19 protein-coding genes and 1 pseudogene are annotated in these 25,221 nt (G+C 33.6%); 7 read left to right on the plus strand and 13 right to left on the minus strand.

The window, feature by feature from the left end:
• Nucleotides 1-2 precede the first annotated feature (2 nt).
• From leuD to trpB, 4 genes and pseudogenes are all read right to left on the minus strand, one after another.
• Nucleotides 3-587 (minus strand): 3-isopropylmalate dehydratase small subunit, encoded by a 585-nt coding sequence (gene leuD / locus FC80_RS02050; RefSeq protein ID WP_057828489.1) that lies wholly within the window; start codon nucleotides 585-587, stop codon nucleotides 3-5.
• A gap of 2 nt (nucleotides 588-589) precedes the next feature.
• Nucleotides 590-1,966: a 3-isopropylmalate dehydratase large subunit gene (leuC, locus tag FC80_RS02055; RefSeq protein ID WP_057828490.1), complete on the minus strand. Its 1,377-nt coding sequence runs from the start codon at nucleotides 1,964-1,966 to the stop codon at nucleotides 590-592.
• A 5-nt stretch (nucleotides 1,967-1,971) separates the two neighbouring features.
• Nucleotides 1,972-3,015, minus strand: coding sequence for a 3-isopropylmalate dehydrogenase (gene leuB / locus FC80_RS02060; protein WP_057828491.1), 1,044 nt, complete (start codon nucleotides 3,013-3,015; stop codon nucleotides 1,972-1,974).
• Between the two features lie 350 nt (nucleotides 3,016-3,365).
• A pseudogene (gene trpB / locus FC80_RS02065) lies at nucleotides 3,366-4,551 on the minus strand (tryptophan synthase subunit beta).
• Between the two features lie 547 nt (nucleotides 4,552-5,098).
• Here trpB and FC80_RS02070 point away from each other — a divergent pair.
• The 6 genes from FC80_RS02070 to FC80_RS02095 all read left to right on the plus strand — a co-directional run bounded on the left by FC80_RS02070 (nucleotide 5,099) and on the right by FC80_RS02095 (nucleotide 13,563).
• Nucleotides 5,099-6,511, plus strand: coding sequence for an amino acid ABC transporter substrate-binding protein/permease (locus FC80_RS02070; protein ID WP_420806303.1), 1,413 nt, complete (start codon nucleotides 5,099-5,101; stop codon nucleotides 6,509-6,511).
• Nucleotides 6,511-7,251: an amino acid ABC transporter ATP-binding protein gene (locus tag FC80_RS02075; protein WP_057828493.1), complete on the plus strand. Its 741-nt coding sequence runs from the start codon at nucleotides 6,511-6,513 to the stop codon at nucleotides 7,249-7,251. Before FC80_RS02070 ends, FC80_RS02075 begins: the two co-directional genes overlap by 1 nt.
• Before the next feature lie 428 nt (nucleotides 7,252-7,679).
• On the plus strand, nucleotides 7,680-8,879 hold the full coding sequence (locus tag FC80_RS02080) for an acyltransferase family protein (protein ID WP_057828494.1): 1,200 nt from the start codon (nucleotides 7,680-7,682) through the stop codon (nucleotides 8,877-8,879).
• Nucleotides 8,880-9,359: 480 nt separating this feature from the next.
• On the plus strand, nucleotides 9,360-9,974 hold the full coding sequence (locus FC80_RS02085; protein ID WP_057828495.1) for a TetR/AcrR family transcriptional regulator: 615 nt from the start codon (nucleotides 9,360-9,362) through the stop codon (nucleotides 9,972-9,974).
• Between the two features lie 17 nt (nucleotides 9,975-9,991).
• Complete coding sequence (locus FC80_RS02090) at nucleotides 9,992-11,719, plus strand: ABC transporter ATP-binding protein (RefSeq protein ID WP_057828496.1); 1,728 nt, start codon at nucleotides 9,992-9,994, stop codon at nucleotides 11,717-11,719.
• On the plus strand, nucleotides 11,719-13,563 hold the full coding sequence (locus FC80_RS02095) for an ABC transporter ATP-binding protein (RefSeq protein ID WP_057828497.1): 1,845 nt from the start codon (nucleotides 11,719-11,721) through the stop codon (nucleotides 13,561-13,563). The genes FC80_RS02090 and FC80_RS02095 overlap by 1 nt, the downstream gene beginning before the upstream one ends.
• A 179-nt stretch (nucleotides 13,564-13,742) precedes the next feature.
• Here the strand turns inward: FC80_RS02095 and FC80_RS02100 are convergent, their stop codons facing one another.
• The 8 genes from FC80_RS02100 to FC80_RS02135 form a co-directional block, all read right to left on the minus strand.
• Nucleotides 13,743-15,020 carry an O-acetylhomoserine aminocarboxypropyltransferase/cysteine synthase family protein gene (locus FC80_RS02100; protein WP_057828498.1) on the minus strand — a complete coding sequence of 426 codons (1,278 nt, stop codon included), beginning with the start codon at nucleotides 15,018-15,020 and terminating at the stop codon, nucleotides 13,743-13,745.
• 391 nt (nucleotides 15,021-15,411) lie between these two features.
• Nucleotides 15,412-16,908: a glutamate/gamma-aminobutyrate family transporter YjeM gene (gene yjeM, locus FC80_RS02105; RefSeq protein ID WP_057828499.1), complete on the minus strand. Its 1,497-nt coding sequence runs from the start codon at nucleotides 16,906-16,908 to the stop codon at nucleotides 15,412-15,414.
• Nucleotides 16,909-17,082: 174 nt separating this feature from the next.
• Entirely contained in the window at nucleotides 17,083-18,330 is a 1,248-nt protein-coding gene (locus FC80_RS02110) for a sensor histidine kinase (RefSeq protein ID WP_057828500.1), read from the minus strand.
• The gene (locus tag FC80_RS02115; RefSeq protein ID WP_057828501.1) at nucleotides 18,327-19,013 is read right to left on the minus strand and encodes a response regulator transcription factor; all 687 of its coding nucleotides are present in this window, start codon (nucleotides 19,011-19,013) and stop codon (nucleotides 18,327-18,329) included. Before FC80_RS02115 ends, FC80_RS02110 begins: the two co-directional genes overlap by 4 nt.
• 11 nt (nucleotides 19,014-19,024) lie before the next feature.
• Complete coding sequence (locus tag FC80_RS02120) at nucleotides 19,025-19,636, minus strand: GTP pyrophosphokinase (RefSeq protein ID WP_057828502.1); 612 nt, start codon at nucleotides 19,634-19,636, stop codon at nucleotides 19,025-19,027.
• A gap of 132 nt (nucleotides 19,637-19,768) precedes the next feature.
• Nucleotides 19,769-20,650 (minus strand): hypothetical protein, encoded by an 882-nt coding sequence (locus tag FC80_RS02125; RefSeq protein ID WP_057828503.1) that lies wholly within the window; start codon nucleotides 20,648-20,650, stop codon nucleotides 19,769-19,771.
• A gap of 37 nt (nucleotides 20,651-20,687) precedes the next feature.
• The gene (locus FC80_RS02130) at nucleotides 20,688-21,413 is read right to left on the minus strand and encodes a gamma-glutamyl-gamma-aminobutyrate hydrolase family protein (RefSeq protein WP_057828504.1); all 726 of its coding nucleotides are present in this window, start codon (nucleotides 21,411-21,413) and stop codon (nucleotides 20,688-20,690) included.
• Between the two features lie 213 nt (nucleotides 21,414-21,626).
• A complete protein-coding gene (locus FC80_RS02135) occupies nucleotides 21,627-22,166 on the minus strand; it encodes a YagU family protein (RefSeq protein WP_057828505.1) in 540 nt (179 codons plus the stop codon).
• Nucleotides 22,167-22,463: 297 nt separating this feature from the next.
• On the opposite strand from FC80_RS02135, the gene FC80_RS02140 reads away from it, so the two are divergent.
• Nucleotides 22,464-23,552: an Ldh family oxidoreductase gene (locus FC80_RS02140; RefSeq protein WP_057828506.1), complete on the plus strand. Its 1,089-nt coding sequence runs from the start codon at nucleotides 22,464-22,466 to the stop codon at nucleotides 23,550-23,552.
• A 133-nt stretch (nucleotides 23,553-23,685) separates the two neighbouring features.
• Here FC80_RS02140 and FC80_RS02145 read toward each other — a convergent pair whose 3' ends face one another.
• Nucleotides 23,686-24,927 (minus strand): chloride channel protein, encoded by a 1,242-nt coding sequence (locus FC80_RS02145; protein WP_057828507.1) that lies wholly within the window; start codon nucleotides 24,925-24,927, stop codon nucleotides 23,686-23,688.
• Between the last annotated feature and the right edge of the window lie 294 nt (nucleotides 24,928-25,221).

Below are 25,221 nucleotides of genomic sequence, written 5' to 3' on the forward strand. Positions count from 1 at the left end.
CTCTATTCAAAAATTGGTATACTTTTCTCAAAACTTTGAATCTTATGTTCTTGTTTAAGAGTTAATTCAATATCGTCTATTCCATCAATAAATTTTTGTTTCCATGTAGGATCAATGTCAAAAGAATATATTCTGTCGTGACAAATTACCTTTTGATGAAGCAAACTAACAGTTATCTCATCATTTGAAGCAAGTTGTGCAAATTTTTCACGTGCTATTTGCGGTAAAACAATTGGTAATATTCCATTTTTTGTACAATTCATAAAGAAAATATCACTGTAACTACCAGCAATAATAATTTTGAATCCCCAATCTTTAAGTGCCCAAGCGGCATGTTCACGTGAAGATCCACATCCAAAATTATCGCCAGTAATTAAAATTGTAGCATCTTTATATTCGGGTCTATTTAGAATAAATTTTGGATTAGGACTTCCATTATCAAGAAACCGCCAATCATGAAAAAGATGGTTTCCATAACCCACTTTTAAAATATTTTTCAAAAATTGTTTAGGGATAATCTGGTCTGTATCAATATTATTGTTCATCAGTGGAAGAGTCGTTCCTTTGTGTATTTTGATTGCCTCCATAGTCAGATTACCTCCTTTTGTCGAATATCAATAAAATGTCCATGAATTGCTGCTGCAGCTACCATCGCAGGACTTGCTAAATGTGTTCTTGCATCCTTACCTTGACGCCCTTCAAAGTTACGATTAGTTGTTGATGCACAATGTATCCCTGCTGGAATTTTGTCTGGATTCATCGCTAAACAGGCTGAACATCCAGGGTCTCGCCATTCACACCCTGCATCCTTAAAAATTTTATCAAGTCCCAATTTTTCAGCCTCATGCTTGATTGTTCTTGATCCTGGAACAATCCATGCTGTCACACTCTTGGCAATATGTTTTCCATTCATTATTTTTGCGGCTTCCTTAATATCTGACAAACGTCCATTAGTACAAGAACCAATAAAAATCCATTGAATTGGAATTTCAGTTGCTTTAATTGCAGGCTTTAAACCCATATAATCATATGCAAGTTGAATGTTTATATTACTAATCTTTGGCAAAATTCCATTTATGGGAACCGCCATAGAAGGATTCGTCCCCCAAGACACATAAGGTGCCAAGCTACTTACATCAAATTCGATTATAGTATCATAGTCAGAGATGTTATCGGTGAAAAATTGTTTCCAATATTCAATTGCTTTTTCTATATTTTTAGGCGCATACTCCCGGTATTTCAAATACTCAAAGGTAGTTTGGTCTGGTTTCACCATCCCCATCTTTGCTCCACCTTCGATTGCCATGTTACAAATTGTCATTCGATTTTCCATAGACAACTGCTCTATTATGTCACCATAAAATTCAATCGCATATCCTGTTCCAAAATCTACTCCATTTTGAGCAATTAGCGCCATGATAATGTCTTTTGCCGCTACGCCAGTTTGTAAATTTCCATGTAAGTGAATCCCCATTGTTTTAGGTTTGAGTTGCCAAATAGTTTGTGTAGCTAATACATGTTCAACCTCTGATGTCCCAATTCCAAATGCAATTGAACCAAATGCACCATGAGTCGCAGTATGCGAATCTCCACATACAACAACTTGTCCAGGTTGCGTCAATCCAAGTTGTGGGCCAATAATGTGCACAATCCCTTGATTTTCATTTCCCATATCAGCCAAACGTATTCCAAACTCTTTGCAGTTTTCCTGCAATGTTTCAATTTGTTTTCTTGAAATTTGGTCTTTAATATTAAAAATGTCTTTTGTGGGCACGTTGTGATCCATTGTCGCAAAAGTTCGATTTGGTCTCCTCACAGCTCGTTGATTTGTTCTCAATCCTTCAAACGCTTGTGGAGATGTCACTTCATGTACAAGATGCAAGTCAACATAGATCAACTGTGGCTCGCCATTTTTTCCACTAACCACGTGTTTTTCCCATAATTTATCAAATAATGTTCTTCCCATGTTCATCATCCTTTCAAATTCTTAATTACTTCTTTTACGACTTGGTTTGTTGTTGCTACTCCACCAAGATCTGGAGTCAAAAATCTCTTTTCAATTGTCTTTTCTACTGCCTGAGCAATATTATTCGCGATTTCATATTCCTTGAATGACTCGCGCAACATCATTTCTATGCTTAATATCATTGAAATTGGATTTGCGATTCCTTCTCCTGCAATGTCTGGGGCTGATCCATGAATAGGCTCGTACAAACTGGGACCTCTTACTCCTACGCTCATCGAAGGAATCGTTCCAAGTGAACCAGTTAGTACTGATGCCTCGTCACTCAAAATATCTCCAAATAAATTAGCTGTAACTATTACATCAAAACTATTTGGTTGCGTAATAATTTTCATTGCCGCCGCATCAACATAACAATAATCTATTTTTATATCTGAATACTCTTCACTTATTTTTTCTGCAACTTTTCGCCATAACTTTGAGGTAGCCAACACATTTGCTTTGTCCACTACTGTCACATGCTTTTTACGATGCCTGCTCATCTCAAATCCCACTCGCATGATTCTTTCAACCTCTTCTGCTTTGTAACTTGAAGTATCAATTGCCAACTTCGCGTCTAATTCTCGAGGTTTTCCAAAATATATTCCACTTGTCAATTCACGAACAATCACAAAATCAGTACCCTCTAGCACTTCAGCTTTGATTGGTGATTTTTCAGCCAAAACTTTATTAATCATAGTTGGTCGAATATTAGCAAATAATCCCAAGTGTTTTCTAATCTCTAATAATCCCGTTTCTGGTCTAACCCTCTTCTTATCCCACCTAGGGCCACCAATCGCACTCAGTAAAATAGCATCAGAATCTTGACATCCTTTTAAAGTTTCTTCAGGTAGTGGTTCACCATATCTATCAATTGCTTCACCACCAAATGGATAATTGTATATTCGATATTTAAAACTAGTATTTTCACTGGCCAACTTCAATACTTCAAGTCCCGCATGCATTATCTCTGGACCAATATAATCACCTTGTAAAACAGCTATTTTTTTCATTCTTCTTCTCCTTTTCTTCTTTTTTAATTGTTTAAATAAACAAAAAAAGACGTCCCATTCATGTTGAATGAGACGTCCTTTCTCGAGCCCCATTCCCATAACGCAAACAGGACTCGACTAATAATGTCAGAGTCCTCGGTCATAGTAGTAGGGCAAATTCAATTGTGAAATTTTTACACATACTATTAATCATGTCTAGGACTTCTTTTCTTTGATTTAAAAATAATTTAACCTCTTTATCATCAATTGTCAATGAAAAATTACACTTTTTTTAATAAAAATAAAATGATTCTCAAATTGTAAAGTTTCAAAAAAAATTATTTAATTAATTCACAATCTTCAAGCATTTGTCAATTTTCCCTTAAATATGCTGCAACTTGTTCTACATCTTTATCTCCACGTCCAGAAATATTAATAATTACTATTTCATTTTTCTCCATTTGGGGTACTAACTTTATTGCTTTTGCAACCGCATGTGAACTTTCAAGAGCTGGAATAATTCCTTCGGTTTTTGCCAAAAGTACAAATGCATCAACCGCTTCTTGATCTGTTATCGCATCATATTGGACCCTTTTTATATCTTTTAAATATGCATGTTCTGGACCAACGCCTGGATAATCTAAACCTGCCGAAATTGAATACGCTGGAAGTAAATTACCTTTCTTATCTTGCAATACGTATGTTCTCATCCCATCAGAAATTCCAATAGTTCCATTTGTCATAGTTGCAGCATTTTCGGATGTATCCACACCCTTTCCTGCTGCTTCAGCTCCAAACAATTTTACTGTGTCATCTGCTATGAATTCAGCAAAAGCCCCAATTGCATTTGAACCACCACCAACACAAGCAATCACTGCATCTGGTAACCTCCCCTCTTTTTCCAGAATTTGTTTACGTGCTTCTTTACTAATAACACTTTGAAAGTCTTTAACAATCATCGGGTATGGATATGGTCCAACAGCCGAACCCAACACATAAAAAGTATCGTTTAAATGCTGTGAAAAATAATTAAAAGCCGCATCAACAGCATTTTTTAATGTCCCATTTCCTTCTTTTACTGGGTTTACTTTAGCTCCGAGCAAATTCATTCTAAATACATTTAACTTTTGCCTTTGGACATCTTCTTCTCCCATAAAAATTTCACATTCCATTCCAAACTTGGCAGCAGCCGCCGCCGTTGCTACCCCATGTTGTCCTGCACCAGTCTCTGCAATGACCTTGTTTTTACCCATTTTTTTAGCAAGTAAAATCTGCCCCAAAACGTTATTTAACTTATGTGCCCCTAAGTGATTCAGATCTTCTCGTTTTAAGTAAACTTTAGCTCCCCCCTAATTTTTCCGTTAAAGATTCAGCAAAATAAAGTGGTGTTTCTCTTCCTGAATAATCTTTTAAATAATAAGCTAGCTCATCTCTAAATTTTTCATCATCTTTAAACTTTAGGTATGTCTTTTCAACTTGTTTAAGAGCCTTAGCGATATCTCTCGTAACATATTGTCCTCCAAAAATACCATAATATCCCTTTTCTAACTCAGTAATTTTTTTCATAATAAAAACTCCTTTTTAAATTTTATAAAAAGAAAGTCTACGCAAAAAAACCGATAGCACACACCTATGCACCATCAGTTCTTTATCTAACTAAACTGTATTTGGCATAGACTCTCTTAGAGTTACAAAAACTAAGCGAGTCAATGCTTAACATCAAACTCACCTTTAGCTACGCCAAAGTTGCCATTTTTTAATGTTTAAAATCATAATACAGCCATCCTTTCGGTTATTAATTGCACATATTATCATTCATTTTTAATTTATTGTCAACATTTTTCTCACAAAAAATTAGATGTATACATTACATTATATGGTAGTTTGAGTTTTGCAAAATATAACTGTTTACTGTTGCCATCTCATTGCTTTATTAATTAATTGATAATTAAAAATTCATTTTAAAAATAAAAATAGCTAATATTTTTAGAAAGCATAGCATAAATGCTTTATTTTACCTTGGTGTGATACAATTACTATATTACATATACTTATTAGAATAGGGGAAGATTAGATGAAACATAAATTTTTAGTTTTTTTTGCAATGTTTTTTGCAAGTTTGGCACTTTTTATCTGGCAAGCCCCTCAAGTGCATGCTGATAAGACTTATACGATTGGAACAGATGTTACATTTCCTCCATTCGTTTATGCTAACTCAAATAACAAGTATGTTGGTATTGATATGGAGCTAATTCGTTCTATTGCTAAAGAAGAAGGATTCAAAGTCAATATAAAGCCACTTGGTTTTAATGCTGCTGTCCAATCGCTTAGTTCAGGACAAATTGATGGTGTAATTGCTGGAATGACAATCACAAATGAACGCAAACAGACCCTAGATTTTTCAACACCTTATTATGAATCTGGAATTGTTATGGCAGTTGCAAAAAATAGTAAAATATCAAATTTAAAAGATTTGAAAGGAAAGACTGTCGCTGTCAAAACTGGAACACAAGGTGCAACTTATGCGAATTCCATAAAGAATAAATACGGATTTAAAGTGGTCACATTTGACGATTCCGATAATGTATACAATGACGTAAAAACTGGAAATTCGGCAGCTTGCTTTGATGATAGTGCTGTACTCAATTATGGTGTTAAAACAGGACTTGGACTAAAAATTGTTACAAAACCAACTGATATTGGTCAATATGGCTTTGCTGTTAAAAAAGGGCAAAATCAAAAATTATTGAAGATGTTCAATGCTGGTTTAGCTAAATTAAAAAAGAATGGTAAATATGACCAAATAATTAAAAAGTACACCGGAAAAAAGGCTACAAGTAAAACTAACAAATCAAATTCTGAGGATCGAACATTCTTAGGACTTTTAAAACAAAATGGGCAAGCAATTACCAATGGGATTGTTGAGACTCTGAAATTAACCGTAGTTTCAATAATTTGTGCTACAATTTTTGGAATTTTAATAGGTTTACTTGGCGTTTTACCAAACAAATTTGCTCGTGGTTTATCAACTACAATCGTCTACATTTTTAGAGGTTTACCTTTATTAGTTCTTGCTTTATTCATATACAATGGAATTCCTAGCTTAACTGGTACAAAAATCCCTGCTTTCGTAGCGGGAATTATAACTTTAACCTTAAATGAAGGTGCTTATACTGCCGCTTTCGTAAAAGGTGGTATTGAAGCTGTTGATAGTGGACAAATGGAGGCAGCTCGTAGCCTTGGGTTACCTTTTGGAAAAGCAATGCGTAAAGTTATTTTGCCACAAGGAATTAGAATAATGATCCCATCTTTCATTAATCAATTTATTATTACTTTGAAAGACACTTCAATTTTATCAATCATTGGTATTTTAGAGTTAACACAGACAGGTAAAATTATTATTGCTCGTAATCTTGAAGGCTTTAAAGTTTGGGCAATCATTGCCATAATTTATCTTGTGATTATTACAGTATTGACATTATTGTCAAATTGGATTGAACGGAGGATTAACGGCTAATGACTAATTTAAAAGTAGATGTAACAAATTTAAACAAAAATTATGGTGATAACCATGTCTTAAAGGGAATAGATTTCAAAGTTGCAAGTAATGAAGTAGTCGTTTTGATTGGACCATCAGGTTCTGGAAAAAGCACATTATTACGTTGCTTGAATCGTCTGGAGGAGCCAACTTCAGGAAGTATCATCATTGATGGACAAGATATCAGTAATTCAAAAACAAATATTGATAAAGCACGGGAAAATATTGGAATGGTTTTTCAACATTTTAATCTCTTTAATAATTTAACAGTCGGTCAAAATGTCGAGCTCGCTCCTACTGAATTAGGTAAGATCTCAAAAGATAAAGCTGCTCAACAAGCAAAAAAATTACTTGCGACCGTTGGCCTAGCAGATAAATATAATGCAAAACCTCAATCTCTTTCTGGTGGACAAAAACAACGTGTTGCAATTGCACGGGCACTCGCCATGAACCCTGATATCATGCTATTTGATGAACCTACATCAGCTTTAGACCCTGAAATGGTTGGAGATGTTTTAGAGGTTATGAAGAAACTAGCCAAGAATGGGATGACTATGGTTGTTGTCACCCATGAAATGGGATTTGCAAAAGAAATGGCTGACCGCGTTGTTTTCATGGCTGACGGTGTTGTCGTGGAAGAAGGAACACCTGAAGAAGTATTCGATCACCCACAAAATGACCGGACACAGGCATTTTTGGAAAAAGTTATTAACGTTTAGACCAGAGTGTGACGTTAACTGGGAGAACTTGAGCATTAACCAAGAATTATAAAGTAACAGAACTTTTGTTACGAGTAATTTAAGGTTAGGCGTAAAGTTCTAGTTGACGGAACACGTTTAGACCAGAGTGTGACGTTAACTGGGAGAACTTGAGCACTAACCAAGAATTATAAAGTAACAGAACTTTTGTTACGAGTAATTTAAGGTTAGGCGTAAAGTTCTAGTTGACGGAACACGTTTAGACCAGAGTGTGACATGAGTTGGGAAATTCAAGTAACTCAAAAATTCCTGATTCATGTCACACTTTATTTTAGATCTTTAAAAATTCATAGTTTTTTAGAAAAGCTAACAAATATCTCTTCAAGAAAAATCTTATATTTATTTTAAAATAACTTTATTAAAAATATTATTTTGAAATGGGGTTTCTATTGATTAATTCTAATACTACTCACAATCGTCAGCACTTATATGAAATTGATTTTATGCGTGTTTTCTTTACACTTGGTGTACTATTCAATCATACAGTCAATCAATTTACTTCCGCAATGACAGTTGGAAATGCGTATTATACTGTAAGAAGTATGCGTGTCATGTTCCATTATACTAGAATGGGGTTCATCTTTATTAGTGGCATTGTTCTAACTTTGACATACTTTAAAAAACATGATTGGCCAAAATTTCTAAAGAAAAGGTTTGGTGGAAGTGTTTGGCCCTATTTATTTTGGAATGCTCTACTAATGTCACTCATGATTCTCGTAGGTAATTCTAACTATTCATTAGATTCATTTGGCACCAAATACTTTACCATTGTCCTTCATGGTAGTAGCTTTTATTTATATTATATGCTATTAGTAATGCAACTTTATTTACTATTTCCATTTATTGTTTACATTTTCCATCAATTCCCCAATTCTCACAAAAGGATTCTTTTATTAAGCCTCTTAACTCAGATATTATTTGACTTTTGGATTAAATATGGAATGAGCCAATTAGATACAAGTTCATGGTCTTACTGGTTAAAAGCCACTAGTATCAATATCTTTGCCTATCAATTCTATATTTTTTTTGGAGTTTATACTTGGTTATATCATGAAAAAGTCTATGCATTCTTAGATAGAAACATTAAAAAAATAGCCTTTCTTGCAGTATTAATGGCAGTTGGTATGATTATATATTACCGTATTTGGAACCAACAAATATTAGCACTTGATAGCGATCATGCTTTGTCTTTACATCAGCCTTATATTGTTTGTTACGATACCGTAATGCTCAGTCTTATTTTTTGGATTGGCAAAAAATATGCGCAGAAACAATCACAAGGTTTACCTAACTGGTTACAAACAGTAGTTGATAAAATTGTCAAAGTTAGCTTTGGAATGTATCTAAGTCAAACCATTGGTCTTCTAATTGTAAGTACTCTATTAAAAATATTTCTTCTACCTAATTGGTTATTAATAGCACTCATTCCTGTTGGTTGGCTCCTAGTCATTTTTATTTCCTTTGAAGTATCGTGGCTTTGTTATAAAATACCTCCTTTTGGTTTTATAATAGGTCGTCCTAATTGGCATCCTTTTAAAAAATTAGCAATACTACTGAAGACAACATCTACTTCTGCTAAAGAAAGTTAAATTAAAAAATATATATAGTAAAAATTTATACATTAGTTAAAAAAGAAATGCCTTGCCAAAAAATATTAGTTCTTTGTCAAATCCTGTTTAGGGGTAAATTTATTTATACAGAATTGGAATTTAACTTACTTCTAATTCTGTTTTTTTATTTTTAGATTTAATCCGCATTTATTATATTTTAACTTGTGAAATCGTATGGTGATAGTTATGGAAACCAAAAGCTGTTCGTTAGATTTTTTTAATTATGTGATTAATACCTTTGGTTGATCCATTAGGATAATTAGTCTCGGTTGCACTAAGTACTAGTGAAGAACTTTTTTTGTCATTATTGTCCCATCAAATGTTACTTTAGTCATAAAGTTCATCATTTTACTATTCATCTCACCTAAAATAAATGACTTGTTTTTTCATATTGAATAAACTATAATATGACACGTTGTCACATGACAGTGTGTCATATTATAAAAAGGAGGTCATTTTATGCCTAAAGAAACCTTTTTCAATTTGGACGATGCAAAAAAAGAACGTCTTTTTGAAGCGCTCAGCTTTGAATTTTCAAAAAAAAGTTTTGATGATTCAGCAATTAGTGTAATTATTGACCGTGCTGGAATTCCGCGAGGCAGTTTTTATCAATACTTTGAAGACAAACTAGATTGTTACCTTTACTTTGTTGGTCAAATTCAAGATGAACAAAATGATTTATATTTAACTGTTTTAGAAAGAAAACAGGGAAATTTATTTGAGGCAACCAAAGAATTTTTCAAATTGGGGATTACTGATGTATTAGAAGGCAGTCATTCTGCTTTTTATCAAACGATGATTGAAGCTCATGATTTTCGCTTACAACGATCTTTGGGTCATGGACGTATTCACCAACTAATTTTAAGTCTTTATGAACAAACAGATTTTTCACTTTTAAAAATTGAAAGTTTTGATGAATTTCGTGATTTAGTTAGTTTCTTATTGAATATTTTTTTTAAATCTATCGGTAGCTACTTTCATAAGCGCAAAAGCAAAGAATCAGTTACTGTTTCAGAGGTACAAGCCAGTTGTCTTAAGATGCTATCATGGCTTCAAAATGGAGTTTCAAAATAAACTAATGGAGGAAAAATATGTATAAAATCGTTCGTAATCGTGTCGAATTGTGGCCGGTATTAGCAGCTGCTTTCTTTATGATTATTCAAGTTTTTTGTAATCTTAACCTACCTACACTTACTTCAGATATGATTAATAAAGGTGTCTCAACTGGTAATACAACTTATATTTGGAATACCGGTGCTAAGATGCTTGGAATTGCCCTAGTTGGAATTTTAGCTTCTGCCTGCAATGTTTTTTTTGCATCAACTCAAGCACAAAAACTCGGCAATAAATTGCGGAATGAGCTATTTGAAAAAGTTTTATACTTCGGAAATCATGAAGTTGATAAATTTGGTGCGTCATCTTTGATAACACGAACAACAAATGACGTATTACAAATTCAAAATGTAACTGTAATGATTTTACGAATGATGTTACAAGCTCCAGCTATGCTAATTGGCGGAGTTATCATGGCATATCTTAGCGAAAAAAAATTAACAATCGTTTTCCTAGTCTCCTTACCACTTCTTGCTATCGCAATTGGAGTAGTTATGTCTTTTGCAGGTCCTCTTTTTAGTAGTTTACAAAAGAAAATTGATCGAATTAACCTAGTTTTCCGTGAAGGATTAACAGGTGTTCGTGTAGTTAGAGCATTTCGCCAAGACAAATTTGAACAAGAACGCTTTAAAAAAGCAAATGCATCTTATACGAATACTGCAATAAAAGCTTTTAGTCTTGTATCCTTAATGTTTCCGATAATGACCTTAATTTTAAATGGAACAAATATCGGAATTATCTGGATTGGTGCAAATCTAATTGCAAAACAATCTATGGAAATAGGTAATCTTGTGTCCTTTATGACCTACGCTGCAATGATTTTATTTAGTTTTATGATGCTCTCAATGGTTTTTGTTTTCATCCCTAGAGCACAAGCAGCTGCCATTCGTATTCAAGAAGTTCTTGATACTGATTATTCAATTAAAGAAAATTCTAATCCTGTTAAAATAATTGACTCAAAACCAACACTGGAATTCAAAGACGTCAATTTTCGATATGCTAATGCGGAACGCCTAGCACTTAATAATATTAGTTTCAAATTAAACGCAGGAGAAACTCTTGCAATTATTGGCGGAACTGGTGCAGGAAAATCAACATTGATTAATTTAATTCCAAGATTATATGACATTGAATCAGGTCAAATCAGTCTCAATACAAAAAATATAGCACAATTGCAACAAAGTACGCTGCATGAAAAAATTGCTTTTGTACAACAAAAAGCATTTTTGTTCAAAGGAACAATTCGCAGTAATTTACAAGTTGGAAAGGCAGATGCAACAGAAGAACAAATGTGGCATGCATTAGAAATTGCACAAGCATCCGAATTTGTAAATCAACTTGATAACGGTCTTGACTCCATTGTTGAACATAATGGTGCTAATTTTTCTGGTGGTCAACGCCAGCGCCTTGCAATTGCCAGAGCTATTATTAAACCAGCAGCAATCTATATCTTTGATGATTCATTTTCAGCACTTGATTTCAAAACTGATGCAAAATTACGGGAAGCTCTAGCAAACGACGCAATAATTAGTAAGAGTATTGTTATCATTGTTGCACAAAGGATTGCTACGGTTACAAAAGCTGATCAAATCATTGTTCTTGATGGTGGAAAAAATGTCGGTCACGGAACCCATTCAGAGTTAAAAAAGAATAACATCACTTATCAAGAAATTATTAAATCACAATTGAAAGGAGAGGATATCTAATGGCAAATCATGGACCAGCAGGTAATATTGGTAAGACAACAGAAAAACCCAAAAACTTTTGGCAAACCACTTGGCGCTTATGCAAATACATGGCACCGTGGAAATGGTTTTTATTCATTGTTATCGTCTTTGCAATTGGCTCTGTAATTTTTCAAATTATTTCACCAAAAATATTAGGTGAAGCTACAACTACCATTTTTAGTGGCCTCCTAAAGGGCTATAAAGAAATTAAAACTGGGCAACATCTCAACTCTCTTCCTATCAATTTCGGTAAAATCAAAAGCATTCTTATAACTGTTGGTATTATGTATCTCTTTTCAGCAGCATTATCCTTTTTCCAACAGTTGATTATGGCAAACATTTCTCAAAAAATTGTCTTTAGACTACGACAAGATTTAAAAGCAAAGCTTCAAAGACTACCAATTGTTTATTACGATACTCATTCAAATGGTGATATCATGTCTCGAGCAGTCAATGATATGGATAATATTGCGGGAACACTGCAGCAAAGTCTCGCACAAATTGTTACTAGTGCCGTAACATTCATCGGTGTTTTAGCTATGATGCTTTCAATCAGCTGGGAAATGACTTTAATTGCTTGTATCACTGTTCCACTTGGGATATTGGTTATCTCGCTTGTTGCACCACGTTCGCAAAAATATTTTGCGGCGCAACAAAAAAGTTTGGGGCTACTTAACGATCAAATAGAGGAAAGTTTTTCAGGTCATACAGTAGTTAAAACATTTAATAAAGAGCAAACAAGTATTAAGGAATTCAAAAAGCAAAATGATACTTACTATCGTTCGTCATGGAAAGCACAGTTCATATCCGGTTTAATCATGCCACTGATGAACTTTGTTTCAAATATTGGCTATGTTTTCATAGCTGTCGTCGGTGGTCTGAAGGTCGCCAATGGTCAAATTTCACTTGGAAACATCCAAGCCTTCTTACAATATGTCAATCAATTCACTCAGCCGATTACACAACTTGCTAATTTAGCCAATACAATTCAAGCAACAGTTGCATCAGCTGAGCGTATCTTTCAAGTAATTGATGAAGAAGAGATGGAAGATACTAAAGTGGCAATTACAGATGAAAATACTGATAACGCTAAAATCAAGTTTGAACATGTTGATTTCGGTTACCAAAACAGTGAGATCCTAATTAAAGATATGAACCTATCAGTAAAATCTGGCGAAAAAGTCGCAATTGTTGGACCTACCGGAGCAGGTAAAACAACTTTGATTAATCTACTTGAACGTTTTTATGATATTAAGAGTGGTTCTTTAAAATTAGACGGAATAGACACTCGAAACATGAGCCGTGAACAAGTCCGTAAGCACTTTGCAATGGTTCTGCAAGATACTTGGTTATTTACCGGCTCAATTTACGAAAATATCAAATATGGCCGTGAAAATGCAACAGAAGAGGAAATCTATAATGCGGCTAAAGCAGCTCATGCTGATACTTTTATCCGTCAATTACCCAACGGATATCAAACCACTTTAAATGAAGAGGCATCCAACATTTCTCAAGGACAGCGTCAACTACTAACAATTGCTCGTGCTTTTTTGGCCAATCCTGATATCTTAATACTCGATGAAGCTACGAGTTCTGTTGACACTCGAACAGAAATCTTAATTCAAAAAGCAATGGAACGGCTATTAAATAATCGAACAAGCTTTGTAGTTGCACATCGCTTATCAACAATCCGCGATGCCGATAATATTCTTGTAATGAACCATGGCTCCATTGTTGAAACAGGGAATCATGAATCATTAATGATTCAAAATGGCTTTTATGCCGATTTGTATAATAGCCAATTCACTGTTCCGACTGACTAATGGTCTAAAAAGGACAAAAAAAGGACTTGATCAAAAAACTAAATTGATCTAGTCTTTTTTATTTATCTTTTAATAATTTTTTTACCCTTATCATTTAAACAGTTACCCTAGAAATAGCACCAAGGATTACTACTAAGAGGCTTTCTATCAAATTTTTCTTAAAATAACTTCAATAAATTCTATATTTTATCTAATGCTTGCTTTAAATCTACAATTAAATCATCCACATTTTCAATTCCAATAGAAATTCTAATTAAATCAGGAGTAATTCCTGCTTGTAATAATTCTTCTCCATTTAATTGTGCATGTGTTGTCGAAGCTGGATGAATAATTAGCGACTTAGCATCACCCACATTAGCTAGTAATGAGAAAATCTCCAAGTTCTCAATTAATTTTTTCCCAGCTGTTTCTCCCCCAGTTAGGCCCAACGTGAATATTGAACCAACACCATTTGGAAAATCTCTTTTTGCAAGGTCAGAATATTTATTGTCTGCTAATTCAGGATACTTTATCCATGCTACCTTGGGATGGCTTTGTAAAAAATCAATTATCTTACGTGTATTGAAGACATGTCGTTCCACTCTTAACGATAGTGTTTCTAAACCTTGAAGTAGCAAGAATGAATTAAATGGACTGATTGCTGCTCCTGTATCCCGGAGGCCTTCAGCCCTGACCTTAGTAGTGAATGAACCGCCACTTAAATCGGCAAAAACTAATCCATTGTACTGAGCATTAGGTGTTGTAAATTCAGGATAACGACCACTTTTGCGATAATCAAATTTGTCATTTTCAACAATTACTCCACCCATGGAAGTACCATGTCCACCAATAAATTTAGTTGCTGATTCAATTACAATATCGGCTCCATGATCTAAGGGACGATATAAATAAGGTGAGGCAAAGGTATTATCAGAAAGAACTAGAATTCCATGTTCATGCGCAATTTTCGCAATTTTTTCGAGGTCAATTAAATTAATGTCAGGGTTTCCTATTGTTTCAACATAAATTGCCTTTGTGTGCTCATTTATTTTCTTCGCAAAATTGTTTGGCTCATCTGAATCAACAAAATGTGTTTTAATCCCAAGTTTAGGTAAAGTAACATTAAATAAATTATACGTCCCACCATAGATTGTACTTGCCGAAATTATCTCGTCACCTTGTCCTGCAATATTCTCGATTGCAGCAGCGATTGCAGCAGCACCCGATGCCAAAGTCACCCCACTTGTTCCATGTTCCAGTTGTGCAATTCTTTCGTCTACCACCGCTGTAGTTGGATTAGTAAGTCGATTGTAAATATTTCCTGGCTCTTTCAAACCAAATCGTGCAGCAGCTTGTGCTGCATCTTTAAAAACATAAGATGTTGTTTGGTAAATTGGAACTGCACGTGCTCCTGTTTCATCCACCTGTTGTCCCGCATGTACTTGTAATGTTTCAAAATGTAAGCGTTCCTTTGTCATAAAAAATTCCACCTTTCTTTTAATCCATCTGTTTAATCTAGCAACAAACTATTAGAACGACAAAAAGCCCCCTACCTGACTTTATAAACAGGTAAGGGGCGAATTAGCGCGTTACCACCCTTGCTTTACACTTATAGAAAGTGTCTCAACAGCACATATTGGATACTATGCCTGGGAAATTAACGGTTCCTACCGAATATTTAGCAACTCACCAAATATCTCTATCTCAAAGTTCATCTTCACCAATACTCTTAATATCTGCTCTCAGCAAAAACAGATTTTCTGTAAAAACTAATATTGACTACTCTTCTTCTCACAAGATTATTAATATCATTCTAATGGTTTAATCGAATTTTAATTCTTACTTTTTATTCTGTCAATAGTAAACAAATTATTTTTCAAGTTTTTTTATCCATCTTTCATACAAAACATAAAGACAATATCCTATAAATCCAAATAATACTGGACCAATCAATTCCAAAAAGAGATCCAAGTAATTATTTGTTTCGATTGCATCAACTATTGTTGAGCCAACTCCCATTAATAAAACCGTATTAACAATTATAACAATGATAATATAATTCCACTTTTTTTTGAAAATTTCATACGGCTTTTTTAACTCCTTATTTTGTTTAAAAAAAATAAATGCACTAACTAAAAATAAATAAGGCAACGTTGATGAGACATTATCCATTAAAGTTAAAATTTCGTAAAAAGCAGTTGCCGTACTATTTCCAAATGAAGTTAAGCCAATTAAAATGCAAATAATGATTGCTTGCCACCACATTGCATTGGCAGGCATTCCAAATTTATTAAGTTTCGGAAGCGATTTTGGCCATAACTTCTGCGGTGTTCCTAAGATAAATGACTTTATTGGCATATACACAATAACAAAAAATGAGCCTAAATAACTCAACAGCATTGTAAACGACCCAAATCGAGCAAAAAAGAAACTCAAAGCTTCTGCACTTCTGTGATTTATTCCTAATGAATTTCCGATACTATACCCTAAATTGCTCATCAAAACGTATGTTGTATTTCCTAAGTTTACACCACTTTTTTGAAACACTTCATGCCAATTAGCTGACGTACTCCATAAAAAAATAACCATTGCATAAGCAGCTGTAATTAAAGTGGCACTAACTGCTAAGGCAATAGGAAAATTTCTCTTTGAATTTTTCATTTTATCTGAAATTCCACCTAAAGCTTCGATACCCGCATAGGCATATACAGCGTATATCAAAAAAGAAATCATCTGACTAATAGATTGATAACTAGATCTTGGTGATTTAATAAAGCTTTTTGGAAAATCGATAGGTTCAGCTAATTTAAAACCATTCAAAACTAACAAAAAAAGGCTAGCTGCAATAAAAAAAAGTGTCAAAAAAACTGCTGCTATACCTCCTATTGAAGCAAGACTTGCAACTTTATCTAATCCTCTTGTAGAAACAGCTGTTACCATAATAATGAAAATAATACTGATAATTCCAATTGTTTCGGTAGAATTAAACCCTAAAATGTGCCAAGTTCCTGTTTTATCAGCACCACTAATTGTCGTAGAAAGCATTATCCATATTTTAGACACTGTGGATACTGTCAAAATCACCCAAGAAGCAATCCAAATAAAGCCACCAATAAAAGCCCATTTTAATCCAATAGATTTTTCCAACCACGAAAAAACGCCTCCTGGTTCAGCACGAAATGCTACACCAAACTCTGAAAACATTAAAGTTGAAGGAACAAAAAAGAAAAAAGCAGCTAAAATATACCAGATAATACCTGCATCCCCCATTGTATAATAGGCAATCGATGTATTATCAAATGCAAATGTTGAAGTAAATATCATGAGCATCACACTCAGTAAAGTAAGTCGTCTCTTATCATTCATTAAATTAATCTCCATTGATTTTTAATCATATCAAAAATACCTATTATTAAAATTATTGTCAAGAAGACAAATTCAAAAAGTAAAAATATTTAAAAAAAGCCTGCTTTTGGTTGAATACCAAAGGCAAGCCCTAACTTCTTAATTTAAAATTTTGATTACATAACTTTAATCGTTTTATTTACTCAACTTAAATGTAGCCACAAAATACATCATTCCTTTTTTGTATTCTACATTTAATTTCCCATTAAATACTTCAACCAGGCTTTGCGCCATGGACAATCCAATTCCAAAGCCTTTTTTTTCGCTATTTCGCGACTTATCATTTCGATAAAATCTTTCAAAAAACTTGTTATAATTAATCCCTTCACCTTTAGCATACGTATTACCAACGACTAGGCTAACTTTTTTAAATTTTTTGTCTGGAACAAATGTGATACTTATATCACCGCCCACATCACAATACTTATTAGCATTATCTAACAAAATATTGCATAACTCTAAAAAACCACTTTCTTCTGCCTTTATCCTTACCCCAGACACAATATCCAATTTAAGTTGCTTGTTAGCCTGAACAACCACTGCTTTAAAACTTTTAGCCGTTTTTTCGAGAATACTAGATGCATTGATTACTGTCAAATTAATCTGTTGTTGTTCTTCCATTCGTGCCAAAGAAATTAGTTTATTAATCAGATGTGTTAAACGATTAACTTGTTGTTCATTACTGATTGTCCATTCGGTTTTACCTGTCAACATTTCTTGTAACTCATTATTAGCCTTAATAATTGATAATGGTGTTTTTAACTCATGTCCCGCATTAGTAATGAACTCTCTTTGCCTTTTGTCCGCTTGTACAATTGGTTTAATTGCCCTTTTTGAAACTGCTATTAACATCAATGTAAATAAAAATAGACTTGTTACACTTACCATCAATCCTAATTTGATAATATTATTAGTTGTTTCCATGATTACCGATTGGTCAAGGAAAACAATCGTCGTTCTCCCATTTCTTTTTGCAACTCGGTAGGCGTAACTCGACATTAAAGATTGCACTGTACCTTCTTCTTTTTTACTTCTAAGAATCTGATAACCTAAATCAGAAATTGTCTGAGGTGGCACACTGACAATATGTGAATTATCAAGGGCAATTTGCTTCCGCTTTTTATTAAAAGTCACACTAAAATAGCGATATTGATAGAGACTTTCTTGATTAAAATCAGGGCCAAATCTTTTTTTGACATCTTGGGTATTAATCTGTGAATCAATCTTGCCATTATTTTGTAGCAATATTAGTAACACATTATCAATTTGTTGTTTTGCCCTATAGTATGAAGTTCCCACAATACTCCCGATTAATGTAACTAAAACAATAAATAGTGCAATTGTTGACATATAAATGAAGCGATAGCGGATTTTTTGAATCACTTATTATCCACCTCACTATTTCTCATTAATCGATATGGGCCTCCTTTTTCACCTAAAATACTGACATGTGCACTAACAGAATGTAGTTTCTGTCTCAAATAAGATATATATATCCACAAAGTGTTGTCATCAACACCTTCATTTTTGGGCCATGTATGCTCGATAAGTGCCTTACTATCCAACTTCTTATCAGCATTTAGAATCATTAAATTCAATAATTTTGTTTCTTCAGCAGACAAACTAATCGAGTTATAACTCTCCAAACGTTGCTCTGTATTTATCAAAGTTATATCACCAAATCCAAGAACATCTTCTGTGTAATTTTCATTTCTTCGTTCCAAAGAATGTAACTTTGCAAGTAATTCCTTTAATGAAAATGGTTTTGTTACATAATCATCAGCACCAGAGTCTAACCCGGTCACCCTATCGTCGACTTCAGACATTGCCGTTAACATTATTATATAAGTCTTGTCCCCTGCTAAGCGGATCTTCTTAACTGCTTCTATCCCCGTCATTAATGGCATCATAACATCAAAAATCATCAAATCAAAGATTTCATCACTTGCCTTTTTTACAGCATCTTGCCCATTATACACAGGAATCACTTCATATCCTCTGCTATTCATAGCCGCTATTAAAACACGGGACAACTCTTTTTCATCTTCAGCTAGTAATATTCGCATCAAGTCACTTCCTAATCATTTTCATGAATCACTTGTCTAATTGTCTGCATCTGAACATCACATGATGCTAGCTGATCTGCACAACGTTTCAATTCTTTTCCAATTTGTTCTGCATTTTTTACATTGTGCTTATATTTCATTTCATGCTCTAAACTTGCCCAAGAATCCATTGCAATTGTTCGTAACTGAACCTCAACAAAATATCTTCCATTTTTTGGGGCTTCAATTCCTGGAAAATCTGTTTTTACACTCACTATCAAATGATAACTTCGATATCCATTTTGCTTAGAATTAGAAACATAATCTTTTTCCTTAATCACATTACACCAATCTTGTTGTTTCAAAAGATTAACCACTCTATAGATATCATCAATAAAATTACAAACAACTCTAATTCCAATAGCATCCTTACACTCTGTTAGTGAACTCTTTGAATTTAGACTAAGCCCTTTTCTTTGACACTTTTCAATCATACTATCTTCAGTCTTAACCCGACCTATTAAATGTTCATACAGTTTTTCATTTTTTCGTAGTATCTCAGTCTGATTCATTTCAACTATCTTATTCATAACAAATTCTTTTACTCTCGGAAGATACTTTCCATAAACTCCATATATCTCCATCTCGTTCATTCCTTTAAATAACTTGTTTTTTAATAATTAATAAACATCTTCAAAATAGCATATAAATGTTAATTAACTATGTCTAATATTTGAAGAAGAGTAATATTTACTAATTCTCAATATTCTTAAAAATTACTTTGAACTTGCAGCCATCTTAATTGCTGTAGTGATATCATGTGCACTTAATTGATAAACCACATTGTTCATCTGCCACGTAATTATTTGATTTTTACTACCATAGGAAGTTCCCATATCAGCAGTAATCGTCCCATGCTGTAAAGGTGCCGGCAAGCTGTACTCTTCTAACATATCCACAATCTGTGTTGCCAAAAGTTTAGGATCTTGATTTGTAACAGCAGTCGCATGAACTGTTAATGACCAATTACCCTCATGCCAAGATAAATATCTTTGTCCTGCACCTGCGTCAACATATCCAGTAATATTATTCCCTAAATCAACTGTTTCCAATCCATTTAAATTATCTTGACTCAAATAATTAACTTGTGCACTTGCATCAGCTGTTGTATTGTATGTTATTTTTTTAAATTGTGCATACGGAACCTCTTTAGATACTGCTGCATCATTAACATTTCGAGCGACATTCCCAACACTATAATTAACTGTATAATTGTCCTTTGTTCCAATGTACCGTATATTTAATTTGTCACTTCCCGTTCCTAGCCCATCAACAGTAGGCAATATAACAGTCCCCAATTCTGCTCGTAACTGTTTATTAAATAATTCCAAACGACTAGATGAATTTGATTTATCCATCGTTGAACTACTAGATGTACTACTAGAAACTTTATCAGATGTACTTACAGAATCACTTTGAATACTAGTCGAACTTTTTAAGGTACTTTTTTCTTTTCTTGAATTCTTTGAACTTGCTATCTTTTCAGGTGTTGTTTTTTTACTTGAACTCGTTGCTGAACTTTTTTGATTACCGCAAGCTGCTAAAAAAAATATGGTTAGTAAAGCCATCGTTAAAATCGAAATTTTTCCTTTTTTCATGTTAGGTCCCCCAAGAAATTTTTATGCTCACCTTAAATTACTTATTTGCAGCTTCAATCATTTCGCTAAAAATTTTATTGACACTTTCAACACTATCAATTAACATTTCTGGATGAAATTGTACCCCCATAAAGAACTCATATTTTGGATCTTCAAATGCTTCAACAACACCATCAGAAGTCATCCCCGATATTTTAAGACTTGTTGGCACTGATTTAACCAATTGATGATGGAATGAATTGACAACTATTTCATTTTTTTTAATTATTTTATTAAGTAATGAATCTTTTACAATTTGAATTTGATGTGTTGGAATTGGCGGATCCTGTAATTGAAAGTGCCGCAATGTTGGCATATCACGATAAGAAATATCTTGGTATAACTTGCCGCCACGATATACATTCATTATCTGTAACCCACGACAAATACCTAAAACAGGTATTCTCCTTTTTTCAGCTTCTCTGAGTAAAGCAAACTCAAATTCGTCTCTAGCTGGGAATATTGCTCCACATTTTTGTTGAATTTCTTCACCATAACTAAACGGGTTAACATCTTGTCCTCCAGAAAGAATCAATCCATCTACCGAAGCTATTAATTGCCCAGCATTCTCTACTGAACCTGGTGGTAAAATTATTGCTATTGCCCCATTTTTGTTGACTGCTCTAACATAATCATTATTAACATACGCACGTTGATATCCAGGAAAAATCCCCCCTTGATCTTTAATGATGCTTCCTGAAATTCCTATAATTGGTTTTTTCATTATTCCCTCCAATCAAGCTCATGGAGCTTATTCTTAGCATAAAATTCAAAAGAACTTACTTTCTCATTATAGCAAAAAAAGAGTATGTATCCTAAGACACAAGAATTCAGTTCCAAATTTATAGCAAAGCTATGTACAATAATTATATGAAAAACAAAAAAAAGCTAGGTCATAATATACATTTTGACCTAGCCTTTTATTTTGTTAACATTTTTATAAATTTTCTAATTTATTTTTTTTCTCATTTTTTACTAAGCACACAGCAACCGCATAAATTGACCATGCCCAAACAATATGCCCCAAAAACTCCGAAAAATGTTCATCGAAGGGTTGATTCCATGCTGCCGGAACAGTCCCCATCGCAGGCATAATTATTATATGAAAAGCAATCCAAATAACAATTCCATAAATTGCACCTTGTCCCATTGTTACATTCTTCCAATACTGTGCTAAAAAGATGAATAGTGCTGCAAATACAATTGAAAATGCAAAATGAATGATGAGTGCAACAAAGTAAACTTTCTGATCAGTTGAGTAATAAACAAATGCATGGACTGCTTTTGATGACATTCCAAATTGTTCCAATAAATGCTGTGGTGGATTTGTTGCATTTCTGGCTAAAGTACGTGGTGGTAAAATATTTTCCCACCCGATTTTGACCATTCCAGAAATCATTCCTGCAATAAATCCATACCAAATACTTTTCAACAAAATTATTCTAAATGATAATTTAGGTTTTGACAAATTGAACATACATAACTCCCCCTTTTCCATTAATAATAATACTTAATTGTGATTTTTTTGTCAAACACAAAAAGCTATATAAAAGTAAAAATGAATAAAATTTATTGAGTTAGATAAATATTGAACAAATAAAAAGGATGTACTTTTAAAGCAGAATCTACTATCTTATAATACGTTCTAACTATCATCACAAAATATATCAAGTAAATTCTAAAACTCTACTTTATTTAACCAATTTACATGTTAGAATATTATTAGATTTTTAAGCAACAATTATAATTATTAATTACAAACAAAGGTGAACACATGATTAAAAAATACGATAGCAATAAGATGTACCAACTTGTTCTTAAAATTTATGAAGCTTATGGCTTTTCAAGAACTGACAGCGAAAAAGTTGCGCACACAATTATTTATACCGATATGCATGGAATAGAATCCCACGGTGTCCAGCGGATGGCGATGTATGATAGATTTATCCAAAATGGGAAAATCAGAATTAATAGTTCTCCAGAAATTGTCAAAGAAACTAAGGTTAGTGCAGTTATCGATGCTCATTTTGGTCTCGGACAATTAAATGGAATTTATAGTATGGAGCTCGCAATTAAAAAAGCGAAAGAATCTGGTGTTGGTATTGTTTCTACCAAGAAATCTGGCCATTATGGGATTGCGGGTTTTTATGCAAATATGGCTGCAGAGCAAGGCTTGATTGGAATATCTTCAACCAATTCCCGTCCTGGTATGTTACCAACTAATTCAACACAACCATTTGTTGGTACTAATCCAATCGGATTTGCAATGCCAGCAAATCCCCATAATTTTATTCTTGATTTTGCCACAACCACAGTTCCACAAGGGAAAATTGAAGTTTATCGTAAATTGGAAAAGGATCTTCCAGAATTTTGGGTCGCAAAAAACGGTATTACACCTATACATAATCATACAAATGATTACGACTTAGACTTATTACGTGTTCCAAAATCAAATGTCGGTTTAACACCGCTTGGTGGCGTCTCTGAGTTGACTGGTGGTCACAAAGGATTTGGTCTTGGGATAATGGTTGAAATTTTCACCTCAATTCTTTCTCAAGGAGACATTTCTTCTGAAATCGATGGATCTAATCCTGATTTAGGCCCATGTCAAAGCTTTATTGCAATTGATCCCACAATCTTTGGTGACAGGGATGCAATAATTGCAAAATTTTCAGCATATTTACAAGAAATGCGTGACCTACCAGCTGTCCCTGGCCGCAAAGTTTATGTCCATGGTGATAAAGAGCACCTTAGTTACCTCGATGCAATCGAAAATGGCATTAAAATTGATGATGCAACAATTATTGAAATCAAAGAAATCGCTACAAGATTAGGCGTTTCTGCTAATGAGTTTTTAGCTTAGTAATCAAAAAAGCATTGCACCAAATCAAAATTTACTTTTGACTTGGTGCAATGCTTTTTTTATTCTCCTGGTGAAACTAAAATCTTGACTTGTGTTTTATGTGTTACTTATTAAATTTTTTAATCATCTATAATTATTCTGAAACAAGTTTAGATGCAATAATTGCTAATCCGACACCTAGGCCTAATGGTAATATGGCAGAATAATTTAGATGACTGATTTCAATAATCATCATTAGTGCCATTAACGGAGCTTGTTGTGAAGCAGCCAATAATGTACATGCTCCCAATAGTGTACATTGCCAAATTGGGACAGATGTAAAAATTGTATGGAATAAAACTCCCAAAATTGTTCCAATTACAGCACCGATTGCAATTGAAGGTGTTAATGTTCCACCTGATGCACCTGCACGAATTGTAAAAATTGTTACAATAGCTTTTAATATCGCCCCAATAATTAATATCCATATCATTTGTTGATTAAAGGAATCAATTGATAATTGAGCTAAAGCTCGTCCATTACCCATAATTTGCGGAAATAGCATTGAGATTATCCCAGTCAACAGTGCCACTAGTGGTAACTGCCATAAGATTTTCTGATCATTGGTCTGATATTTCCCAGCCCATTTAAATCCTTTACGGAAAAATGCACCCATCACTCCACAAAGTGGTGCAACAATAATTACAAAAACTAAAAAGATAATTGGAAATTTTTGGTTACCCACTATGTAATAAGGTCCAAAGCCCTTAACAAGGGTACCTATTAACATTGCGATTGAAGACATTATTAAACTTACTACTATTACTTTTTTTGTGACCTTTTTTAGTAATATTTCAGCACAAAAGAGCATTCCAGTAAATGGAGCGCTATAAACACCTGCAAAACCAGCTCCGGCGGCGGCGGCTATCAACAATTTGTAATCCTCTGCAGATAATTCTAATTGCAGTTTATTCAACAAGCTATTCCAGCACTGAGCTAACATTGCCCCAGCCTCTCTTGGAGCCAGTTCTCGTCCAACAGATCCACCTGTTCCTACATAAAATATTTGTACCATAACATGAATAGCTGTTTGAACAGGTGGCATTTTTTCACCTTTTAATCCCTTAGCAATCGTTACCGGTGCTTTAACCTTTGTTCTAATAATCCACCAAATAATTGCAGCAATTATCCCACCTACAAAAACAGAAAAAAAGCGATGAATTGGTAATATCGCTAGTGATGCTGGATCTTTAGCACTCTCTTGAAAAGAAAGAAACAGTCGTTCAACCCCATCTAACAACAAGCTTAGCAAGAGTGAACTAAATCCCACTATAACCCCAAGAATAACTGTTGAAAATAATAAAGTCCAATTCTCTTTTTTTAAAAAAGTATTCAAATGCTTCCACAACCTTACTAATATATAGTTTTATTTTTTTGTTTTTTTATCACACATTCTAATAATAAACTATCTCTTTGAACTGAACCAGATAATTATTCATATGTAAGACTGCTAAACACGTAGTTTGTTAAATCTGATTCTAAAATTGACTATCGCTATAGCATGAATGAAAAAACTGTTACAAAAATCATTTTCTTATTAATATCACAGTCTAACAACTTGTTTCATAGTTTTTATCAAATAACTAATTTCTTATTCATTCGATAATTTATCGATTAATAAAAACTAAAT

The organism is Liquorilactobacillus cacaonum DSM 21116 (genome assembly GCF_001436735.1).
GTDB classification, from domain to species: Bacteria; Bacillota; Bacilli; order Lactobacillales; family Lactobacillaceae; genus Liquorilactobacillus; species Liquorilactobacillus cacaonum.